Here is a 16,990-nt window from a genome sequence, read left to right as displayed (position 1 = left end):
TACCCCACCGGCCGGAGGGTATTTTCCTTTACGCCGAAAGTGCAACTAGCGACGCGCTTTCTCGGCGTTTGCGTCGCCGAATGCACTTTCGCGAAGTTCTCCCGTCAGGTGTTGGCGTTGCCCGCTTTCCACACCGGCCAGGGGATGTTCCAGTCGCCGAGCCCCTCGGTGCCCGGGAGCGTGGACCCGACGGTGTTGGTGATCTCGACGATGTCTCCGCTCTTGCTGTGGTCGTAAAACCATTCGGCGTTGCTGGGGCTCACGTTCAGACACCCGTGGCTGGTGTTCCTGTGTCCTTGGGCGCCCACCGACCAGGGCGCGGAGTGCACGAAGACACCGCTGTAGGAAATCTGCGTGGCCCAGTCGACATCGGTGCGATATCCGTTGGGCGAGTTGACGGGTACTCCGTAGGTCGAGGAGTCCATGATGATGTGCTTGAACCGCCCACCGACGATGTAGAAGCCATTGGCCGTCGGGGTGCTGTCCTTCCCCATCGACGTCGGCATCGTCTTGACGACTTCGCCGTTGACCCGCACGGTCACCATCTTGGTGGTGTCGTCAGCGGTCGAGATGACCTCATCGCCGATGGTGAAGCGCGTCTTGACGTTGTCCTCGCCGAACATCCCGTCGCCCAGATCGACGCCATAGGTGTTGACCGCCACGTCAATGGCCGTGCCCGGCTTCCAGAAATGCTCTGGGCGCCAACGTACTTCGCGGTTGTTCAGCCAATAGAACGCACCCTCAACGGGCGGGTCGGTGGTGATGGCGATGGCCTTCTGGGCGGCGGCGCGGTTCGCGATGTTCTCGTCGAACCGGATCGCCACCGGCTCGCCGATGCCCACCACCTCGCCGTCGCCCGGGTTGACGTAGGGCATCGTCAGGTGGGCGGGAGAACTGGTCTGGAAGCTCATCTGGCGGTTCGCCGCACCACCGAGCCCGAGCGCCTTCGCGTTGAGCGTGTAGCGCCTGTTGTAGCCGAGCTGCTCGGTGGTCGACCAGCGCAGCCCGTCGGGGCTGAGCTGACCGCTGATCGTCCTGCCGTTCTCGTTGACCATGGTGACCGACGCCAGCACGCCGTCGGCAACGTTCACCGTCACGGGCGCATCCACGGTGACGCCGACGGCGCCCTCGGTCACCGAGGAGGTGAGCTTGGGGACAAGCAAATCGGCGAACGGCGTGCCCTTGTCGAAGATGACCTTCGCCGGCGCGGCGGCGTGGGTGCTGCTGCAGGCGGCACCGACCACCGCAATCATGATCATCCCAGCAGCCAGCCACGATCGACGTCTGCGCAAAGGCGCCATCAAGTGACCTTCCCCGAGATTCTGTTTATTTTGGTCACAGCTGACCCTGAATAATTGCGAGCATTTTAGTGCGATTGCGCCCCTCATCGCGCCAACATGGGCCGGTTTATCCGGTCCTTGATGCCATCGCGACGAATCTCACACCAAAGCGTGAGCCGCGCGCTGGTTCGGCGACGTTAGACACAAGCCAGTGACCCTAAGCCAGCGTTGCGGCGTCCGCAAACGGCAGAAGGCGGCCACCGCGCAGGTTCTACACTGGAGCGGTCCGGGATTTCGCTCTGCGACAGAACGCCTGTTATTGTCGCAACGCGATCTCGGCCGACCAAGGCGCCGTTAGCTCAGTTGGTAGAGCAGCTGACTCTTAATCAGCGGGTCCGGGGTTCGAAACCCTGACGGCGCACTTCAAAGCCCATCTTTGGAGTCTCACGGGCTCCGGGGCGCCGTTTATGCGCCGCTTATTGCGTCGTCGAGCAGGTCGGCCACCTGCGCATGCACTTTGCCACGCGCCATGTAGACGTCCTGCGTCATGCTGACCTTGGAGTGCCCCAGGTGATCGGCTCCAACGCGTGCGGACAGGCCGCCCTCGTCGATGAGGGTCGCGAGCGTCTTGCGGAAGCTGTGTGCGGTCACGTCCGGCACACCCAGGTCCTTGCGGACGGTGCGCCAGTCCCTGCCGAAGTTGTTCGGGTCGCGCCATGTTGCCGCCGTGGACGGGAAGATGATCTCGGGATGTTGGCCCAGGTAAGGCAGTGAGCGTCGTTGCCGCAGTACGTCGATGGCGAAGCTGGGGAGGGCAATCGTGCGACGACCGGCTGCGGTCTTGGTTTCGTCCATCCGGATCAGCCCCTTGCCCGTGATCCGCACCACTTTGCCGGACACCGCCAGCGTTTCCCGCCGTCTCGTCGAAGTCACTCCATCTCAGCCCCAGCAGATCGTGAACGGGTCGGCAAGGTCATGCTTCTGGCAGTATTCGGAGGCTCGCAGCCTCACCAACAGATCGCGCGACTGGTCAGCTGTCAGTGACGGAGCGCCCTTCGGAGGCCGCTTGGACTTGATCTGTTCCACGTCACGAACTGGGTTGGTGGCCAAGACATTCGCCAGCACCGCAAGCTGCAGCCAGTGAGCTACGCGAACGCCTGGCCAAGGGCGAATCTGCTACCGCGCTCGCCACGGAATACCGTGTAAGCCGTCAGACCGTCTACAACTACAAGACCGCTTGACGCCCCTCTGTAGACTTCATGGCGCGAGTCGGCCATGACCATCCCGGCAAGTCCTGAAGTCGGATTCGGCGGTCGTCGTCGAGGATGCCATTGGCGAAGTTACTGCGTTGCATGTTGACCCAGTTGCCAAGCCGGAAACCGTCAATGACGTGGGACTGTGGCACACGAGCGTGGCCGTTCTTTTTCACGTATTCCTGAAGGTATCGAAATCCCTTGTCCCATCCGGCCTGTCGGGAATCCCATGTCCAGCCTGGCTGGGCTTCCAGGCGTCGTTGACGTTCGGGATCAAGGCGTCCCCTGGAGCGGAAAATCCGTTGTGTGTTAACCCATTTGCCTAGTTTGTACCCGTCAACGGTGTAGTTCTGGGGGACGAGGGCGTCGCCGTGGCGACGGATGTACTCATGAAGTCGGCGAAATCCCGCCTCCCACTCAGCGGCGCGGGCGTCCCAGAACCAGCCGGGCAATGCATCGAGGCGGCGTTCGCGTTCGGAATCAAGGGTCCCTTTGGCATGCTTGTGCCGCTGCACCGTGGCCCAGGAGCCGAGCTTGTAGCCGTCGACAACATACGATTGCGGCACGAGCGAGTCGCCGTGGTGTTCGATATACACCTGAAGTCGGCGCAGTCCTTCCTCCCACACGCCGTCGTAATCGGTCGCGGTCCACGTCCAAGCAGGCAGTTCTTCGAGACGCTGCCGGGTCCAGGTTTCCCTTAGCGTATTTACCGCGTTGGATGCTCACCCAGTTGCCGAGGTTATACCCGGCCGCCTTGTTGGACTGCGGCACGCGGGCATCTCCGTGCGCCTTGACGTAGGCCAGAAGTCGCCCGAACCCCTATTCCCATTGAGCGTCCAAAGGGCTCCAGACCCAGCCTGGAAGGGCTTCCAGTCGAGCGCGACGCTCATGATGAAGGGTTCCCTCGGAGTGCCTGTCGCGTTGCACGTTGACCCACTGGCCGAGCCGGTAGCCATCGACGTTGCAGGACAACGGGACACGGGCGTCACCGTGGTGTTCGACATAGTCCAGGAGCCGGCGGAAGCCTTCATCCCACTGCTCCGCATGGGCGTCCCAGGTCCAGCCGGGAAGGTTCTGGAGTCGCGACTTACGGTCGGCGGCGAGGGTGCCGTTGGAGTACTTGTTGCGTTGTCCGTTGACCCAAGCCCCGAGACGGTAGCCATCCACTGTGCACGGTCGTGAGACGCGGGCGTGACCGTGACGTTCGACGAACTGTTCCAACATCCCAAACCAGAACTCCCACGACACGCTGGACTCCTCCAACAGCCGCACGTCGAAGGCGGCGACGAAATCCAGACCCACCTTGACCGGAAGGTCGAGGTGAATCTTGTCCGGCAACTTCGGGACACCGCCGATGCGCCCAAGTTGGCGTCGCAGTTCGTCGATCTGCTCAGCCAACTCCTCGTCATGGGCGCGGAGCGCCTGGATCACGTTCCACACAGGCTTGAAAGACGAGTCATTCAGCGCGATCTCGGGATCGGTCTCGGTATCGATAAACACCGGGATGACGATGGTGCCGACGTTCTTGTCCTCGGACTTACGGATCGCACGCCCGACCGCCTGGACGATGTCCACCTCGGACCGACGGGGGTCGATGAACGCAACGCCGTCGAGGGTCGGCACATCGACGCCTTCGGAAAGGCACCGCGCATTGGCCAGCAGACCCCGCTGCCCGTCGTCAAGGCGGCTCAAGTGCAGGAGGCGAACGTGCCGCTCGCCAGCGGTCATCTCACCCGATGCGTAACTCGACCACAGCGCACCCTTCGGGCGCTGCCGGGCAGGCATCCACGCGATGACTTCGGGGATTTCTGCGGCGAACTCGCGGGCACGGGCGACGCGGGAGTGGAACGAGATGGTCCGGTGTAAGTCGTACTTCCGCATCGCCTTAGCCAGACCGATCTGCCCCGCAAGCGTTCGTGCGTCGGTGACCTTCTTCCCATCGAGGGTGACGAGAGTGCCCCTCTCCGCCCAATCGAGGTAGGTGTCATTGTCCACGCCGACCACGGCGACCTGGTAGTCAGTGAGCAGGTCGCGTTTGATCGCCTCGCCGAAAGTGAGTCGGTGGAACACCGTCCCGAACTTGGAGTTGTCGTCCATCGAGGCGACCTCAAGGTCGGCTTCCTGCGCCGCCTTTAGCACCCTGCCTGTGAAGTAGCGCGGGGTCGCGGTCATGAACAACCGCCGCCGTGCCTTGATCGCCGCATCGTCAAGAACCGTGGCGAAATCGGAGGATTCGATTCCAGCGACCCTGTGCGCCTCATCGGCGATCACCAGATCGAACGTTGGTAGCCGCCCAACGGCGAAGGCGGCGGCGATCTTGGGGGAGGACTGGTAGGTCGAGAACACCACACGCGGTCCCGACCGGCGTCGCAGGAACGCGCCGATGTCATTCGGATCGGTAGTTACGGGCACACCCAGCTCGCTGGTATGCGCGACCGCCGCGTCTTCGCCGGACAGCCCCACGGTCTGGTCGCTGCACACGGGCAGTGCCTCGAACGGAACCCTTCTGCTGACCGTCCACATCTGCATCGTCTGCTTCAGAAGAGATAGCGAGGGCACCAGGACGAGGGTCCGGTCGGCGGCGAGCTTCTCCTTAATGAAAAGAGAGGTCAGGGTCTTGCCTGTCCTGCACGCCATGATGAGCTGACCGCGATCCGACTTCGTGAATCCCTTCACCAGAGCGCGGATTGCCTCGCGCTGATGCTCTCTCGGCTCGGCGGGCTTCGGCGGCGGGGACGGGCGCATGTCGAGGGGGTTGGTGTGCCAGTTCACCTCAGAGGTGAGAAGGTCGCTCAACCCGACGAAGGCGACCTGCTTCTCCTGGTCGTTGATCGTCCGCCGTGCGACGTGGTGCAGCTTGTCGGTGGTGGCGATCAGCAGTCGGTAGGAGAACACCGCCCGCGAGGACTCTGCCAGGAACTTGTCCACGTCAGCCTTTGTGACGGTGTTTTCGGGGGCATACGCCTTCGCCTGGATCGCCCACAGCCGTCCATCGTGGTCTTCGGCGACCAGGTCGATACCCGCGTCTCCGCCCCACCGACCCGTCCACTCGCTCCACACCCACACCCTTCGCAAGGTGTTCTTGTACATCGGGTCGTTGGTGAGAAACCACTTACAGACATGCTCGAACTGCTTGCCTCGGACCCTCGGGTCGGGGTCGAGGCGGGCGAACAGGTCGCTGAATGTCGCCACGGCGGGGATGCTAATCGACGGCTGCGACGTTAACGACGCTTTCCCCACACCGGTGCGCCGTCATGGCAGCACCGCGAACGCCACCCTGGAAGTGTTGACCGGTGTGGCGTTTGGCGTAAGCATTAGCCCATCACGGCGTTATCCGCCAACCACCTTCGCGTCGTATGTCAGGTGTGTGGTGGGCCGAAATTCAGACAAACGTCTAGCCGTCGGCGGGCTCGTCTAGGAAGCTGTGCCCGCGGCAGTCCAGGACAGCACACCGCCGCCTCCTGGGCGAAATTTCTATCTGATGCTTCTCACCGTCCCGATGCACAAAACCGACCGAAACCAGCTCCGTTTCGCCCCCACAGATCGGGCAGCGATGGTGAGGGTCACGTTCAGTAATTGCCTCTACCGCGTCCATGTCCGGCATGCTAGAACCTGGTGGATGTTGCAACGAGTGGCCGAAAGTCCTCAGGCGCGGAGTACATCTTCCCTACTTTGCTTCTGTCGCGCCGGAGTTGAATGGTCACGGTCTGGGATCGTCCGATCATCCAACATCGACTCTGGGAGGTCATCATGCCAGGAGGCACTGTCGCTCGCGTCACCGAGATCAGCGCGAGGTCCGACACCAGTTTCGAAGACGCCGTGAAGACTGGCATCGCTCGGGCCGAGCAGACGCTGCGTGGTGTCAAGTCGGCCTGGATCAAGGAGCACTCTGTGGATGTGCAGAACGGCGGGATTGTTGCCTACCGCGTCAACATGCTGGTCACATTCGTCCTCGATTAGAGCCGGGGACGGCATTGGGATTCCATCCAGATAGATAAGGCCCTGGGTCAGCTCCCCACAGAAATTCGCAAGATACTGCAACCCCCGCAGTGAACTTATGCGCGTCGTGTAATCCCTAATCGCTTAACGACAGAAGCAGGGGAACGAATGTCCGGCTCCGAAACCCATCGTGGCATTTTGGTCGGCGTCGACCGATCAGCGTCGTCGATGGCGGCGGTCGACTGGGCGGCTCGCGATGCTGCGATGCGCAATGTTCCGCTAACACTCATGCACGTCGTCGCACCGGTCGTGCCAGCGGTTGCGCCGTGGCCGGAGATTCCGATACCTCAAGACTATTTCGAGCGGCAGGACGACAAAGCGAGGCGAATTCTCGAAGACGCGCGCAGGGCGGTCGCCGACAGCACCGCCGACCATGGCCCGCCGTTCGTGTACAGCGTGGTGGTGCATGGCCCGACCGTTTCCACGCTCGTCAATGAGTCCAAGATTGCGGACATGATGGTCGTGGGATGCCGGGGCGAAGGCGCGTTTAGCCGGGTCCCGTTCGGCTCGGTCAGCACCGGCCTTGTGAACTATGCGCATTGCCCGGTCGCGGTCGTCCATGATGAGGCCCCGCCGCTCGCGCAGGCACCGGTGCTGGTGGGAATCGATGGTTCGCCCGCATCGGAACTGGCGACGGAGATCGCCTTTGACGAGGCCTGCCGCCGGGGTGTGGACTTGGTGGCACTGCATGCGTGGTCCGACGTCAGCATGTCGGAAGTGCCGGGTCTGGATTTCGCGACCATGGAAGTGCAGGCACAAGAGGCGCTGGCCGAGTGGCTGGCCAGATGGCAGGAGCGCTACCCCGATGTCACGGTGCGACGTGTGGTGGCGTGCGATCAGCCGGCTCGTCAACTTGTCGAGCACTCGGAGTCCGCACAACTCGTCGTCGTCGGCAGTAACGGTCGAGGCGGATTCGCGGGCATGCTGCTGGGTTCGGTGAGCACGGCTGTCACGCATGCGGCGCGGACGGTGGTGATCGTCGCCCGCGAGTCATACCCGCCCAAGCGGGCATCACGCTAACCCGTGCATCTCACACGCCCGTCAGGCCGCTATCGAATGCGCGCGAGCATGTGGCCTACACCGGGTTTCCTAAACGCCGAAGCGCACCGTTTCCGCGCGGCGTCGCCGCCCGTGGTCAGCGGCCGCCGCGGCGGCGGCGACGATTGGGGCCTGGCTCTTGTCGCGGTGAATCCGCGACGAGTTCGCGGAACTTGGACATCATTTCATCGAGTAGGGCGAGCGCCAGTGCGCGTGTGTCTGGCGGGTGGTTGGAACGCGCGATCTCAAATGACAACTCGGTGAGCGCTCCGTTCATTGTGGCGGTCAACATGGCGGGTGAATGCTTGACAAGGCCCGCAGCGACGAAGCTGCCGATTAGTTCGCGGACGACGTCTGAGAAGTTGTCCCGGTAACGTTCGCGCCATCGCTGCCATCCGATTGCCGCGGGGGCTTCCTTCAAGACCACTGCCTGGTATTCAGCATCGGTGTAGACGTCGAGGAGCACCCCGATGACCGCCCGTGCCTGCTCCCATGGATCATCGTGATCGCCGAGAGCATCTGCTACGCGGCTGGCGCCATCGCCTTGCAGACCGTCGAATATCGCCATGAATAGCCCCAGTTTGCTGCCGAAGTGGTGTTGCAGCGCACCGCGGGTGACCCCGGCCCGCACACAGATCTGCAGACCGGTGATCTCAGCGTAGGGCTGGGTAGCGAATAGCTCCCGGCCAGCTTGCATGATCACCTGCTGGGTCGCTTCTGCGTTCCTGTCACGTCGCGTGCTGCCCTGTATCACGGTGCGCCTCACACATGCTACGTTCACCATGAATGATAGATCCGCGGTGAATGTCTATTGAATGGTCCTGGCGAAATTCTGGCATCCAGCGTGGCGGTCGAGCGCTAAGCGCCCGGCCGCGCGCCGTGTGATTCCGATGTCAATGTGCACCTCACACATCTTACGTTCACGATGAATGCTAGATTCGTAGTGAATGTTGTTTGCGAATGGTAGAGGTGACGTGCCCGGCGCCCGAGAGCTTGAGGAAAAGCTGCAGATAATGCCCGGCCAAAGCGTGGCAGTGGTCAATGTGCCACCCGAATCGAGGTTGAGGCTGCTAAGGACTGCAGGCTCGAACCCGGATCAGGCTGACGTGGTCATTGGCTTTGCTCCCCGGCCGACGGACCTGGCGTGGCTCAGGTCCGTATATGTGGCGGCCCGCGCTGGCCGCCTGGCCTGGCTGATCTACCCCAACCCCGGTCAGCCGGGGATCGATCTTCGCCGGGACTGGCTTGTTCGAGCTCTTCGCCAATATGGCGTTGAGCCGGTCCAGGACGTGTCGATCAACAGCACCTGGTCAGCACTGCAGCTGGATCCGGCTAAGGATGACCACCAACCCGACAGTTCCACGGCGCTTGGCGACGAGTGGGGAAACCTCGACAGTTGAGAGTGTCTGTAGCTCGTCTAGCTCCACGCGACGCGACAGCAAATTTGCCATCGCGAATAAGGCCAGGTGCCGCTTATGCGGCGCAAATGACACGCAATTGACCGGAATCGACCGGCTGCGACAGGAAGTAATCAGGTAGGCGAAGCATTGCCGCCCAACGGAATAGGGCACACAACCGGAGACAGCGGGAAGCAACCAGAACCGCCCGTTCTTAATCAGCGGGTCCGGGGTTCGAAACCCTGACGGCGCACCAAGATTTCAGGTTGCGGGAGCCACGATGCGCCGCGCGGCCTCCACGGCGGCTGCGCGCCGCGCCGCGATGATCTCGGGTTCGGCGGTGCCGGCGTCGGGATGGGGTGACTGCGCCCACGCCAAGCCGACGCCGAATAGCAGAACCAGCAGGTCCATTGGTTTCCAGGCCGCATCGACGTAACCGGCGGCCTGGGCGGCCTCGATGGTGGCGATGTCCCGCGCCGCTACGGATTCCCGATCTCCGACGGGTGGCGGGTCCAGAACCAGCCCCTCGAGGCTGGCCCAGGTCATCATGCGCAGGTGCTCGGGTCGTCTGCAGGCCAGATCGTAGATGTCACCCACGAATTCCGGTACGGCATCCGCACGCAGTGTGATGGCGGCGAAGAACTCCGTCATGTCGGCGGCGACCACGCTGCGGAACAGCGCTTCCTTGTCTTTGAAGTGCGCGTAGAGCCGTTCCTTGCTGGCGTCGGCGGTCCGGGCGATGCGGTCGATCCGGGCGCCGGCAAAGCCGTATTTGGCGAACTCCGAGCGCGCGGCGTTCAGGATCGTTTCGCGAAGCTCGCTTGTGGTCCGCACAACAAAATGATATCCCATACGAACTAGTTCGTTTGGTACGATTGGAGGGAACACCCCCGAGCCCGAGTTGAGGTCGCCGTGAACAAGCCAATCGATATCGATGCAGTGATGAACCATCCGCGCCGTGTGCAGCACTTGCGAGGTGCACTGGACAAGGTTCACGACGGCATCGCGCCGTTGATCGACCTTTGGCGGCCCTACGTTGTCGGTCTCGAGACGCTGCCCGCCGACGGCCGATTCCTGTTGGTGGGCAACCACACTCAGTTCATAGGCGGCGAGGTGTTGCTGATCCCGCACTTCGTACGTCGCGCGATCGGCACCCGGGTCCGGCCGCTGGCCGATCGCCGATTCGGGCAGAAGTCCGGGTTCGGCCACGATCTGATGACCGCCTACGGCGGTGTCGTCGGCGCCCCGGAGACCGCCCGAGAGCTGATGCGGCACAACGAGACCATTCTGGTGTTCCCCGGCGGAGGCCGCGAGATCGCGAAGTTCAAGGGCGAGGAATACCACCTGAACTGGCATGGCCGCTTCGGATTCGCCCGCATCGCCGTGGAAAACGACTACCCGATCATCCCCGTCGGCCTGGTCGGCGGAGACGACGTCTACAAGAGCCTGGTCACTCGCGACAGCGTCCTGGGTCGGCTGAGTAGGACCATCAGCACCAGGCTGACCGGCGATGCCGATATGGCGATGCCGTTGATGCGTGGCATCGGCCCCACCCTCATCCCTCGCCCGCAGCGGATGTATCTGCGCTTCGGCGAACCGATCGCCACCACGAAGCCAGACCGCGTATCAACAGACAATTGGGTGGCCTCGGTCAGGAACAAAACTCAGAAATCGCTCGAAACCATATTGGCCGAACTGCTGGCCATCCGAGCCTACGATCCTTTCCGCGAACTCAACCCGCTGGCCTGGGTCGGCGCGGCCGAAGCGGAGGAAAGGGCCGAATCCGCCTAAATCCGAAGTGCCGCAAGAATTTTTGCGGGTCAGCGATCCCTGATCCTGCGGACCACCACGAGCACGACGACCGACGAGATCCCCACCAGCGAGACGATCACCACAGGCTTCTTCACAAATTCGACCGCCCGGGCCTTGAGGTCGTCGGCGAGACGGCGAGGGTTAGCGCGCTCAGCAAGTGAATCGACGGTGGCCGCCAGCTGGTTGCGGGCGAGGTCGATGTCCTGCTTGATGGCTTCGGGGTCCCGGTCCGCCACTGTGTCCTCCAAGTCCTCCTGATGCACCTGAGGCACTACCCTAGATCAGCTGGCGCTGATCCCAACGCTCCGGTGAACAGAAAGGGAGGGACGTTGACCGAGACCACGCGGCTGGCGCCGGGCGACAAAGCGCCCGCCTTCAGCCTGCCCGACGCCGACGGCAACAAGGTATCGCTGGCCGACTACAAGGGGCGCCGGGTCGTTGTGTACTTCTATCCGGCCGCCTCGACACCGGGATGCACCAAACAGGCTTGCGGCTTCCGCGACAATCTGCGCGACCTCAACGATGCCGGACTTGACGTCGTCGGGATCTCCCCCGACCCACCGGCCAAGCTCGCGAAATTCCGTGACGCCGAAAAACTGGCGTTCCCGCTGCTGTCCGATCCCGACCGCAAGGTGCTGGCGGCGTGGGGCGCCTACGGCGAAAAGCAGATGTACGGCAGGACCGTCCAGGGCGTGATTCGTTCCACCTTCGTGGTCGACGAAAAAGGCAAAATCGCCGTCGCGCAATACAACGTCAAGGCTGCACACACGGCAACAAATATCCAGAAGATCATCAAGCAAGTTGGATAGCTGGCAGCAACCTGCACGGAGCCGAGATTTCGGAGGACCTTTGAAACGCGAAGACGCCTGCTGCAACGGCCATTAGCTCGTCAGTCTTGCCGATGCAGGAACCCGTGGAGAAGCGCCTGGACGAGTTCCTCGACAATGGCCTCTCTCGATGGCTGCTCAGGTCCGAAATAAGTCGAACGCAATGCGGCCATGCCGGCGATCATCGCCACCGTTGAGTAAGCGGGCAGGTCTGGCTTGCTGGAACGCATGCCGCGGATACGCATTCCCTCCGCGCCGATCTGGCTGAGCACGGTGAGGGCACGCCTAATGTCGGCAATGCCCGTATCAGCGATCTCCTCGTCGCTGAGAGCCTGCGCCGCCATAAGTGTCAAGAGCAGGCCATGGCGTTCTACGAAGACGTCGTAGAGCTGCCCGACGAAGCGCCGAGCCAGCTCCTCCTCGTCGGTCTCCTCGGGGATGACCGATTCCCACGTGCGGCCAAAGTCGTCGACGAATCCCGTAAATGGCAAGACGAGGGCCTCTCGGAATAGCCCCGCTTTCGAACCAAAGTTGCGGAACAGCAGATGTTCGGTTACGCCAGCGGCCTCCGCGATTTCACGCGTCGTCGTGCTGCGGTAGTCCTGGCGGGCGAAGAGCTCGCGAGCCGCGGCGAGCAGAAGCTTGCGTGGAGCGCCACGCGGCCGACGCAATCCCGGGGCCGGCGTGTTCGCCTCGGCCTGCTTTCTGGCGGAAGGTCGCTGGGCCACGCTTGTTCACTCCTTGAACCGCGTTAGGTGGTTGACTGTTCTTAAGATAGTCGTCACTATCTAATGGATCGAGCTCGTATCGAGAGGGGTACGGACGTGGGCGCTGTGATCATGCTAGGCACGCTGTTTGGACTGATTGCTCTGGCATTCGGCCTGGTGCTCCGCTACGACCCGGAAGCGCGGCGCACTCCGGGTAACGAGGGTCGCCCGTGAGCACGAAGATGACGCCACTGTTGACGGGGCAAATGTACTTTGCTTATGTCTCCGGCATCGCGTTTCTTCTCATCGGGGTCTATCTGAGCTATCGCCGCCGACGCCTGCACCCGCTACTACTGCTGAGCATCTCGGCGCTGTCGTTCTCGTGGATCGAGTCACCCTACGACTGGGCGATGTATGCACAATTTCCGCCCGCTCTACCCCGGATGCCATCGTGGTGGCCGCTGAACGTGACGTGGGGCGGCTTGCCATCGTCGGTGCCCATCGGCTACGTGTCCTACTTTGTGCTTCCCGCCTTGATCGGAGCCGCCCTCGGACGCTGGCTGAGCGCAAAACTCAACTGGCGCAGGCCAATCACCCTCCTCACGGTCGGCCTCGCCGTAGGGTTCTGCTGGGCTTTCGTCTTCAATGCCATTACCGGGGCCCACTTCGGCAACTTCTATTACGGTTACGTGATTCCTGGACTTGCAATATTCGAGGGAACCAAACACCAGTACCCGCTCTACGACTCCTTGGCCATGGGCATCCAGATGATGGTCTTCACCTACCTGCTCGGACGCACCGATTCCGAGGGTCGAAACATCATCGAGATGTGGGCCGACAAGAGATCGGGAAGTCGGCTGCAGTCGTCGGTCCTGTCCGTCGTCGCGATCGTCCTCGTCGGGCACTTGGTTTACGGCTCGGTCTTCGCGCCCCATCTCATTACGAAGTTGGGCGGTTGGGTGACCGCGGGCCCCTCCGAGGAGCTGTACCCGGGCACGCCCAACCAGCCCCGCTAGCAGAAGGCACATCGTGACGAGCAATTCAACAGTCGAGTTGTATTACGACCCGTTCGACCACACCATCGACGACGATCCCTATCCGGTGTGGAAGCGCATGCGCGCTGAGGCGCCGCTGTACTACAACGACAAGTACAACTTTTACGCGCTCAGTCGTTATGACGACGTCGCCCCAGCGCTGCACGACTGGCAGACATATCGCTCAGGGCGGGGCACCACCGCCGACGTTTTGTTCAGCGGCATCGACATCCCGCCCGGCATTTTGCTGTGGGAAGACCCGCCCTTGCACGACCTGCACCGCCGCCTGTTGTCACGGGTTTTCACCCCCCGCCGCATGTTGGCGGTCGAAGGGCTGGTGCGTGACCTCTGTTCGCGCGCACTGGATCCGCTCCGTGAGCTGGACGGATTCGACTTCGTCGCCGATCTCGGCGCAATCATGCCCATGCGGACGATCGGATACCTGCTCGGTATCCCCGAGGAGGGGCAACAACAAATCCGCGAACGCAACGACAAAAGCATCACGGTCGAATCCGGGGGCAGTCTGCTCAGCGCGACGACCCTCGAGGAGTCCATCGCACAGTTCGCCGATTACATCGAGTGGAGGGCGACACATCCTTCCGATGATCTGATGACGGAGCTGCTCAATGCACAGGTGGAAGAGCCAGACGGAACCTTGCGCCCCCTCGACCGCACCGAGGTTCTGGCCTACACCGCGATGATCGCCGGCGCGGGCGGCGAAACCACGGCTCGGCTGATCGGATTCATGGGTGAGCTACTCGGTGAAAATCCAGACCAGAGGAGAGAACTGGTCGCCGATCCTTCGCTGATCCCGTCGGCAGTCGAGGAGACGCTGCGCTACGAGCCACCGTCACCGGTCCAGGCGCGTTACGTCGCTCAATACACCGAGCTCTATGGGCACCCGGTGACCGAAGGTTCCTACATGCTTTTACTCAACGCGTCGGCCAATCGCGACGAGACTCACTTTTCTGAGCCCGACCGTTTCGACATCCACCGCAAGGCGGGGCATTTGAGCTTCGGGCAAGGTTTGCATTTCTGCCTCGGCTCCTCGCTGGCACGGCTGGAAGCGCGGGTCGCGTTCGAGGAGGTGTTCAAGCGGTGGACCGACTGGGACGTTGACTACGAGAACGCAAGCAGGGCCCGGACTTCCAGCGTGCGAGGCTGGGCTCGGCTGCCCGTCAAGACGGTATAGCGGACGTCAGGGATGCAAGCGTCTGACAACTAATCACCTAAAGCACAAGAGATTGAGTGCAACTCAGGAGGAAACCATGGCCGCAGGCAAATACCGCGTGGTGGTGTGGGCGACAGGAGGGATCGGGTCGATCGCTATTCGCACCATCTCCAACCGTCCCGACCTCGACCTGGTCGGAGTGTGGGTGCATTCCGAGGAGAAGGTGGGCAAGGATGCCGGCGAGCTGGCCAACGGTGATCCGATCGGTGTGGCGGCGACCAACGACGCCGATGCCCTGATCGCTCTCCAGCCGGACTGCGTGATCTATGCGGCCAGCGGGCCTGAACGGGATGCCCTGGCGATTCCGGACTACGTGAAATTACTCGAAGCAGGAATCAACGTCGTCACCACCAGCACGACTCGGCTGGTCAACCCGCATGCCTATGAGCCTGCCGAGTGGCGCGAGCAACTGGCCGCCGCGGCCAAACAAGGACAGGTATCGCTTTACGCATCGGGCATCGAACCTGGATTCGCCGCCGACTACCTGCCGCTCGTCCTGTCCACGCAATCGTCCTCGATCGAGAGGATCCACTCCTACGAGATCGGGTTGTACGACGACTACGGCGTACCCGAAATCATGATCAACGGATTGGGGTTTGGCCAACCCTTGGACTACCAGCCCTGGATCTCATTTCCTGGCGCGATCGCCGGTGAGTGGGCGGGTCAACTCCGGCTGATCGGCGACGCCTTGGGTGTCGAAGTCCAGGAGATACGCGAGAGTTTTGATCGCGCCGTGACTAACGAGACCCTCGAAGTCGCGATGGGTACGGTCGAGGCGGGAACGTGCGGCGCGCTGCGAATGAAGGCTATCGGCGTCGTTGAGGGCCGCGAGGCAATCATCGTCGAACACGTCACGCGGCTGGCTCACGGCGTTGCTCCGGACTGGCCGACCGGTATCGGCGACCTGTCCTACCGCGTGGTGATCACGGGCGATCCCGACATCGACTGCACAATGGCGGCAACCCTGCGCAATCCCGGGCGGGCCGGGATCGCCGCAATGACCTCTGGGGCAGGCGCGATGGTGGCCACCGCGATGCGCGTCGTCAACGCGGTGCCATACGTCGTCGCTGCCGCGCCCGGGCTACTGAGCGCGGTCGATCTTCCGTTGACCATTCCCAAAAATGCCTTTGTCACACAATCAGTTTGAGCAAGAGTCAAGGCGAGATCACCGGCAGCACCGAGGGCCGGCATCGCTAAGGCAACACATCTGCTAATCCGGAGGCGTTAGTGCGTTTAGTCTGTTGGGTTCAAGCGTGACAACCCGGGTCATTCAATGGGCCACCGGTCCCGTGGGCTCCGTTCAGCTCGCCGAAGTTATCGACAACCCCGAATTCGATCTCGTCGGGCTCTTTGTCTACTCGCCCGACAAAGTGGGGGTCGACGCCGGAGCCTTGGTGGGGCGCCCTGACACCGGCATCGTGGCGACCGCTGATAAGGCAGCGATCTTGGCTCTTGATGCCGACGCGGTGTTGCATTCGGCAAGCAAGGCTTACGGTTTCGATGCCAACACTGACGACATCGTCGCGCTGCTTGAATCCGGCAAGAGCGTTATCACGGTGACGTCATACGCGCATTTGCCGACTCTTGGCTCCGATGTCAGTGAACGGATCCGCAAAGCCTGCGAGGCGGGGAACTCGCGGTTCTGCCCGGCTGGCGAGCACCCGGGGTTCATGTTGGAGAAGCTGGCGGTGAGCCTGACCGCTCTGTGCCAGCGCGTCGACACCATCACGATTCAGCAGTTCGTCGACTGTTCTCACGTGCCAGAAGAACGGATGCTCGTCGACCTGATGGGCATGGGTAAGCCACCCGAGGAGATCTCGGTGCAATCGCCCGCATTCCGTGCCGTGTCGACCCAATCCGAACAGGCAATCGGCGCGGCGGCCGAGGCGCTTGGCGTCCACATCGACAAGATAGATCACGTCATCCGAACGGCGGTGTCGCCCGAGGACGTGACCCTAGACTGCACGACGCTGCCGGCCGGCACCGTCGTCGGCCAAATCCTGTCCTGGACGGGGTACCACGACGCCAAGCCTGTCCTGGTGGTCGAAGAGTTCTGGACCTGCACAGCCGACATCCCAGACTGGGATCTGGTACTTGACGGCCACACGGTGCGGATCCGGGTCGACGGCGTTCCTAACATCGCCGCCGAGGTTCGTTTCGATACCGACCCCATCGCCCACTTCGGTAATGCCTCGGGAGGTTATGTCGCTGTGGGGATTTCGGCGCTCCGAGCGATGCCTTACGTGCTCAAGGCACCACCCGGCATCGTGGTTCCCGAAGTGTTCGGTGCGTATAGGTGGCCGGGTGCCCCAGCGATCAGGTGAGAGCAAGTAGAACGATGCTCGTGATGTACACCATTGAGCACGGGGACACCGGCGCCGGGCCGGACTCGATCAACGCTTCGGCGATGGC

19 protein-coding genes and 1 tRNA gene are annotated in these 16,990 nt (G+C 62.4%); 11 read left to right on the top strand and 9 right to left on the bottom strand.

What is annotated here, in order from left to right:
- Window positions 1–104: 104 nt before the first annotated feature.
- On the bottom strand, window positions 105–1,301 hold the full coding sequence (locus ACLP4W_RS16315) for a L,D-transpeptidase (RefSeq protein ID WP_442387619.1): 1,197 nt from the start codon (window positions 1,299–1,301) through the stop codon (window positions 105–107).
- Between the two features lie 327 nt (window positions 1,302–1,628).
- On the opposite strand from ACLP4W_RS16315, the gene ACLP4W_RS16310 reads away from it, so the two are divergent.
- A tRNA-Lys gene (locus ACLP4W_RS16310) sits at window positions 1,629–1,701 on the top strand.
- 44 nt (window positions 1,702–1,745) lie between these two features.
- On the opposite strand, the gene ACLP4W_RS16305 is transcribed toward ACLP4W_RS16310, so the two are convergent.
- The gene (locus ACLP4W_RS16305; RefSeq protein ID WP_442387617.1) at window positions 1,746–2,213 is read right to left on the bottom strand and encodes a tyrosine-type recombinase/integrase; all 468 of its coding nucleotides are present in this window, start codon (window positions 2,211–2,213) and stop codon (window positions 1,746–1,748) included.
- A 161-nt stretch (window positions 2,214–2,374) separates the two neighbouring features.
- Between ACLP4W_RS16305 and ACLP4W_RS16300 the strand changes: the two genes are divergently transcribed.
- Complete coding sequence (locus ACLP4W_RS16300) at window positions 2,375–2,521, top strand: helix-turn-helix domain-containing protein (RefSeq protein WP_442387622.1); 147 nt, start codon at window positions 2,375–2,377, stop codon at window positions 2,519–2,521.
- Here ACLP4W_RS16300 and ACLP4W_RS16295 read toward each other — a convergent pair.
- Genes ACLP4W_RS16295 through ACLP4W_RS16285 form a run of 3 tightly spaced genes read right to left on the bottom strand, consistent with a single transcriptional unit; the run spans window position 2,506 to window position 5,725 of the window.
- Entirely contained in the window at window positions 2,506–3,129 is a 624-nt protein-coding gene (locus ACLP4W_RS16295) for a helicase associated domain-containing protein (RefSeq protein WP_442387615.1), read from the bottom strand. The two genes, ACLP4W_RS16300 and ACLP4W_RS16295, sit on opposite strands and share 16 nt — an antisense overlap.
- Window positions 3,014–3,304, bottom strand: a complete 291-nt coding sequence (locus tag ACLP4W_RS16290) for a helicase associated domain-containing protein (protein ID WP_442387613.1) — start codon at window positions 3,302–3,304, stop codon at window positions 3,014–3,016. The genes ACLP4W_RS16295 and ACLP4W_RS16290 overlap by 116 nt, the downstream gene beginning before the upstream one ends.
- 48 nt (window positions 3,305–3,352) lie before the next feature.
- Entirely contained in the window at window positions 3,353–5,725 is a 2,373-nt protein-coding gene (locus ACLP4W_RS16285; RefSeq protein WP_442387611.1) for a Helicase associated domain protein, read from the bottom strand.
- A gap of 558 nt (window positions 5,726–6,283) precedes the next feature.
- Here ACLP4W_RS16285 and ACLP4W_RS16280 point away from each other — a divergent pair.
- On the top strand, window positions 6,284–6,493 hold the full coding sequence (locus ACLP4W_RS16280; RefSeq protein ID WP_442387609.1) for a dodecin family protein: 210 nt from the start codon (window positions 6,284–6,286) through the stop codon (window positions 6,491–6,493).
- 147 nt (window positions 6,494–6,640) lie between these two features.
- On the top strand, window positions 6,641–7,552 hold the full coding sequence (locus ACLP4W_RS16275; protein ID WP_442387607.1) for a universal stress protein: 912 nt from the start codon (window positions 6,641–6,643) through the stop codon (window positions 7,550–7,552).
- 115 nt (window positions 7,553–7,667) lie between these two features.
- On the opposite strand, the gene ACLP4W_RS16270 is transcribed toward ACLP4W_RS16275, so the two are convergent.
- Window positions 7,668–8,267, bottom strand: a complete 600-nt coding sequence (locus tag ACLP4W_RS16270) for a TetR/AcrR family transcriptional regulator (protein ID WP_442387605.1) — start codon at window positions 8,265–8,267, stop codon at window positions 7,668–7,670.
- 466 nt (window positions 8,268–8,733) lie between these two features.
- Between ACLP4W_RS16270 and ACLP4W_RS16265 the strand changes: the two genes are divergently transcribed.
- On the top strand, window positions 8,734–8,970 hold the full coding sequence (locus ACLP4W_RS16265) for a hypothetical protein (protein ID WP_442387603.1): 237 nt from the start codon (window positions 8,734–8,736) through the stop codon (window positions 8,968–8,970).
- Between the two features lie 258 nt (window positions 8,971–9,228).
- Here the strand turns inward: ACLP4W_RS16265 and ACLP4W_RS16260 are convergent, their stop codons facing one another.
- Window positions 9,229–9,801 carry a TetR family transcriptional regulator gene (locus ACLP4W_RS16260; RefSeq protein WP_442387601.1) on the bottom strand — a complete coding sequence of 191 codons (573 nt, stop codon included), beginning with the start codon at window positions 9,799–9,801 and terminating at the stop codon, window positions 9,229–9,231.
- A 78-nt stretch (window positions 9,802–9,879) separates the two neighbouring features.
- Between ACLP4W_RS16260 and ACLP4W_RS16255 the strand changes: the two genes are divergently transcribed.
- Window positions 9,880–10,758, top strand: a complete 879-nt coding sequence (locus tag ACLP4W_RS16255) for a lysophospholipid acyltransferase family protein (protein WP_442387599.1) — start codon at window positions 9,880–9,882, stop codon at window positions 10,756–10,758.
- Window positions 10,759–10,787: 29 nt separating this feature from the next.
- Here ACLP4W_RS16255 and ACLP4W_RS16250 read toward each other — a convergent pair whose 3' ends face one another.
- On the bottom strand, window positions 10,788–11,015 hold the full coding sequence (locus ACLP4W_RS16250; RefSeq protein WP_442387597.1) for a DUF3618 domain-containing protein: 228 nt from the start codon (window positions 11,013–11,015) through the stop codon (window positions 10,788–10,790).
- A gap of 93 nt (window positions 11,016–11,108) precedes the next feature.
- Between ACLP4W_RS16250 and bcp the strand changes: the two genes are divergently transcribed.
- Entirely contained in the window at window positions 11,109–11,588 is a 480-nt protein-coding gene (gene bcp, locus ACLP4W_RS16245) for a thioredoxin-dependent thiol peroxidase (protein ID WP_442387596.1), read from the top strand.
- A gap of 80 nt (window positions 11,589–11,668) precedes the next feature.
- Here bcp and ACLP4W_RS16240 read toward each other — a convergent pair whose 3' ends face one another.
- Window positions 11,669–12,334 carry a TetR/AcrR family transcriptional regulator gene (locus ACLP4W_RS16240; protein WP_442387594.1) on the bottom strand — a complete coding sequence of 222 codons (666 nt, stop codon included), beginning with the start codon at window positions 12,332–12,334 and terminating at the stop codon, window positions 11,669–11,671.
- 209 nt (window positions 12,335–12,543) lie between these two features.
- Here ACLP4W_RS16240 and ACLP4W_RS16235 point away from each other — a divergent pair, with 209 nt between their 5' ends.
- The 4 genes from ACLP4W_RS16235 to ACLP4W_RS16220 all read left to right on the top strand — a co-directional run bounded on the left by ACLP4W_RS16235 (window position 12,544) and on the right by ACLP4W_RS16220 (window position 16,902).
- Window positions 12,544–13,329: a spirocyclase AveC family protein gene (locus ACLP4W_RS16235; protein WP_442387592.1), complete on the top strand. Its 786-nt coding sequence runs from the start codon at window positions 12,544–12,546 to the stop codon at window positions 13,327–13,329.
- Between the two features lie 13 nt (window positions 13,330–13,342).
- Window positions 13,343–14,539, top strand: a complete 1,197-nt coding sequence (locus tag ACLP4W_RS16230) for a cytochrome P450 (RefSeq protein ID WP_442387590.1) — start codon at window positions 13,343–13,345, stop codon at window positions 14,537–14,539.
- A gap of 76 nt (window positions 14,540–14,615) precedes the next feature.
- A complete protein-coding gene (locus tag ACLP4W_RS16225; RefSeq protein WP_442387589.1) occupies window positions 14,616–15,725 on the top strand; it encodes an NAD(P)H-dependent amine dehydrogenase family protein in 1,110 nt (369 codons plus the stop codon).
- A gap of 106 nt (window positions 15,726–15,831) precedes the next feature.
- Window positions 15,832–16,902: a dihydrodipicolinate synthase gene (locus ACLP4W_RS16220; RefSeq protein ID WP_442387587.1), complete on the top strand. Its 1,071-nt coding sequence runs from the start codon at window positions 15,832–15,834 to the stop codon at window positions 16,900–16,902.
- Window positions 16,903–16,990 lie beyond the last annotated feature (88 nt).

It is taken from the genome of Mycobacterium sp., from assembly GCF_052145595.1.
Lineage (GTDB): Bacteria > Actinomycetota > Actinomycetes > Mycobacteriales > Mycobacteriaceae > Mycobacterium.
Note: the sequence above shows the minus strand (reverse complement) of the source record. Positions and strands in the feature narration are given on the sequence as shown.

What these genes read in the sequence shown, in the direction of transcription:
- ACLP4W_RS16275 (WP_442387607.1), top strand. Translation starts at nt 6,641, where the DNA reads ATGTCCGGCTCCGAAACCCATCGTGGCATTTTGGTCGGCGTCGACCGA.
- ACLP4W_RS16280 (WP_442387609.1), top strand. Translation starts at nt 6,284, where the DNA reads ATGCCAGGAGGCACTGTCGCTCGCGTCACCGAGATCAGCGCGAGGTCC.
- ACLP4W_RS16225 (WP_442387589.1), top strand. Translation starts at nt 14,616, where the DNA reads ATGGCCGCAGGCAAATACCGCGTGGTGGTGTGGGCGACAGGAGGGATC.
- ACLP4W_RS16270 (WP_442387605.1), bottom strand. Translation starts at nt 8,267, where the DNA reads ATGCAAGCTGGCCGGGAGCTATTCGCTACCCAGCCCTACGCTGAGATC.
- ACLP4W_RS16315 (WP_442387619.1), bottom strand. Translation starts at nt 1,301, where the DNA reads ATGGCGCCTTTGCGCAGACGTCGATCGTGGCTGGCTGCTGGGATGATC.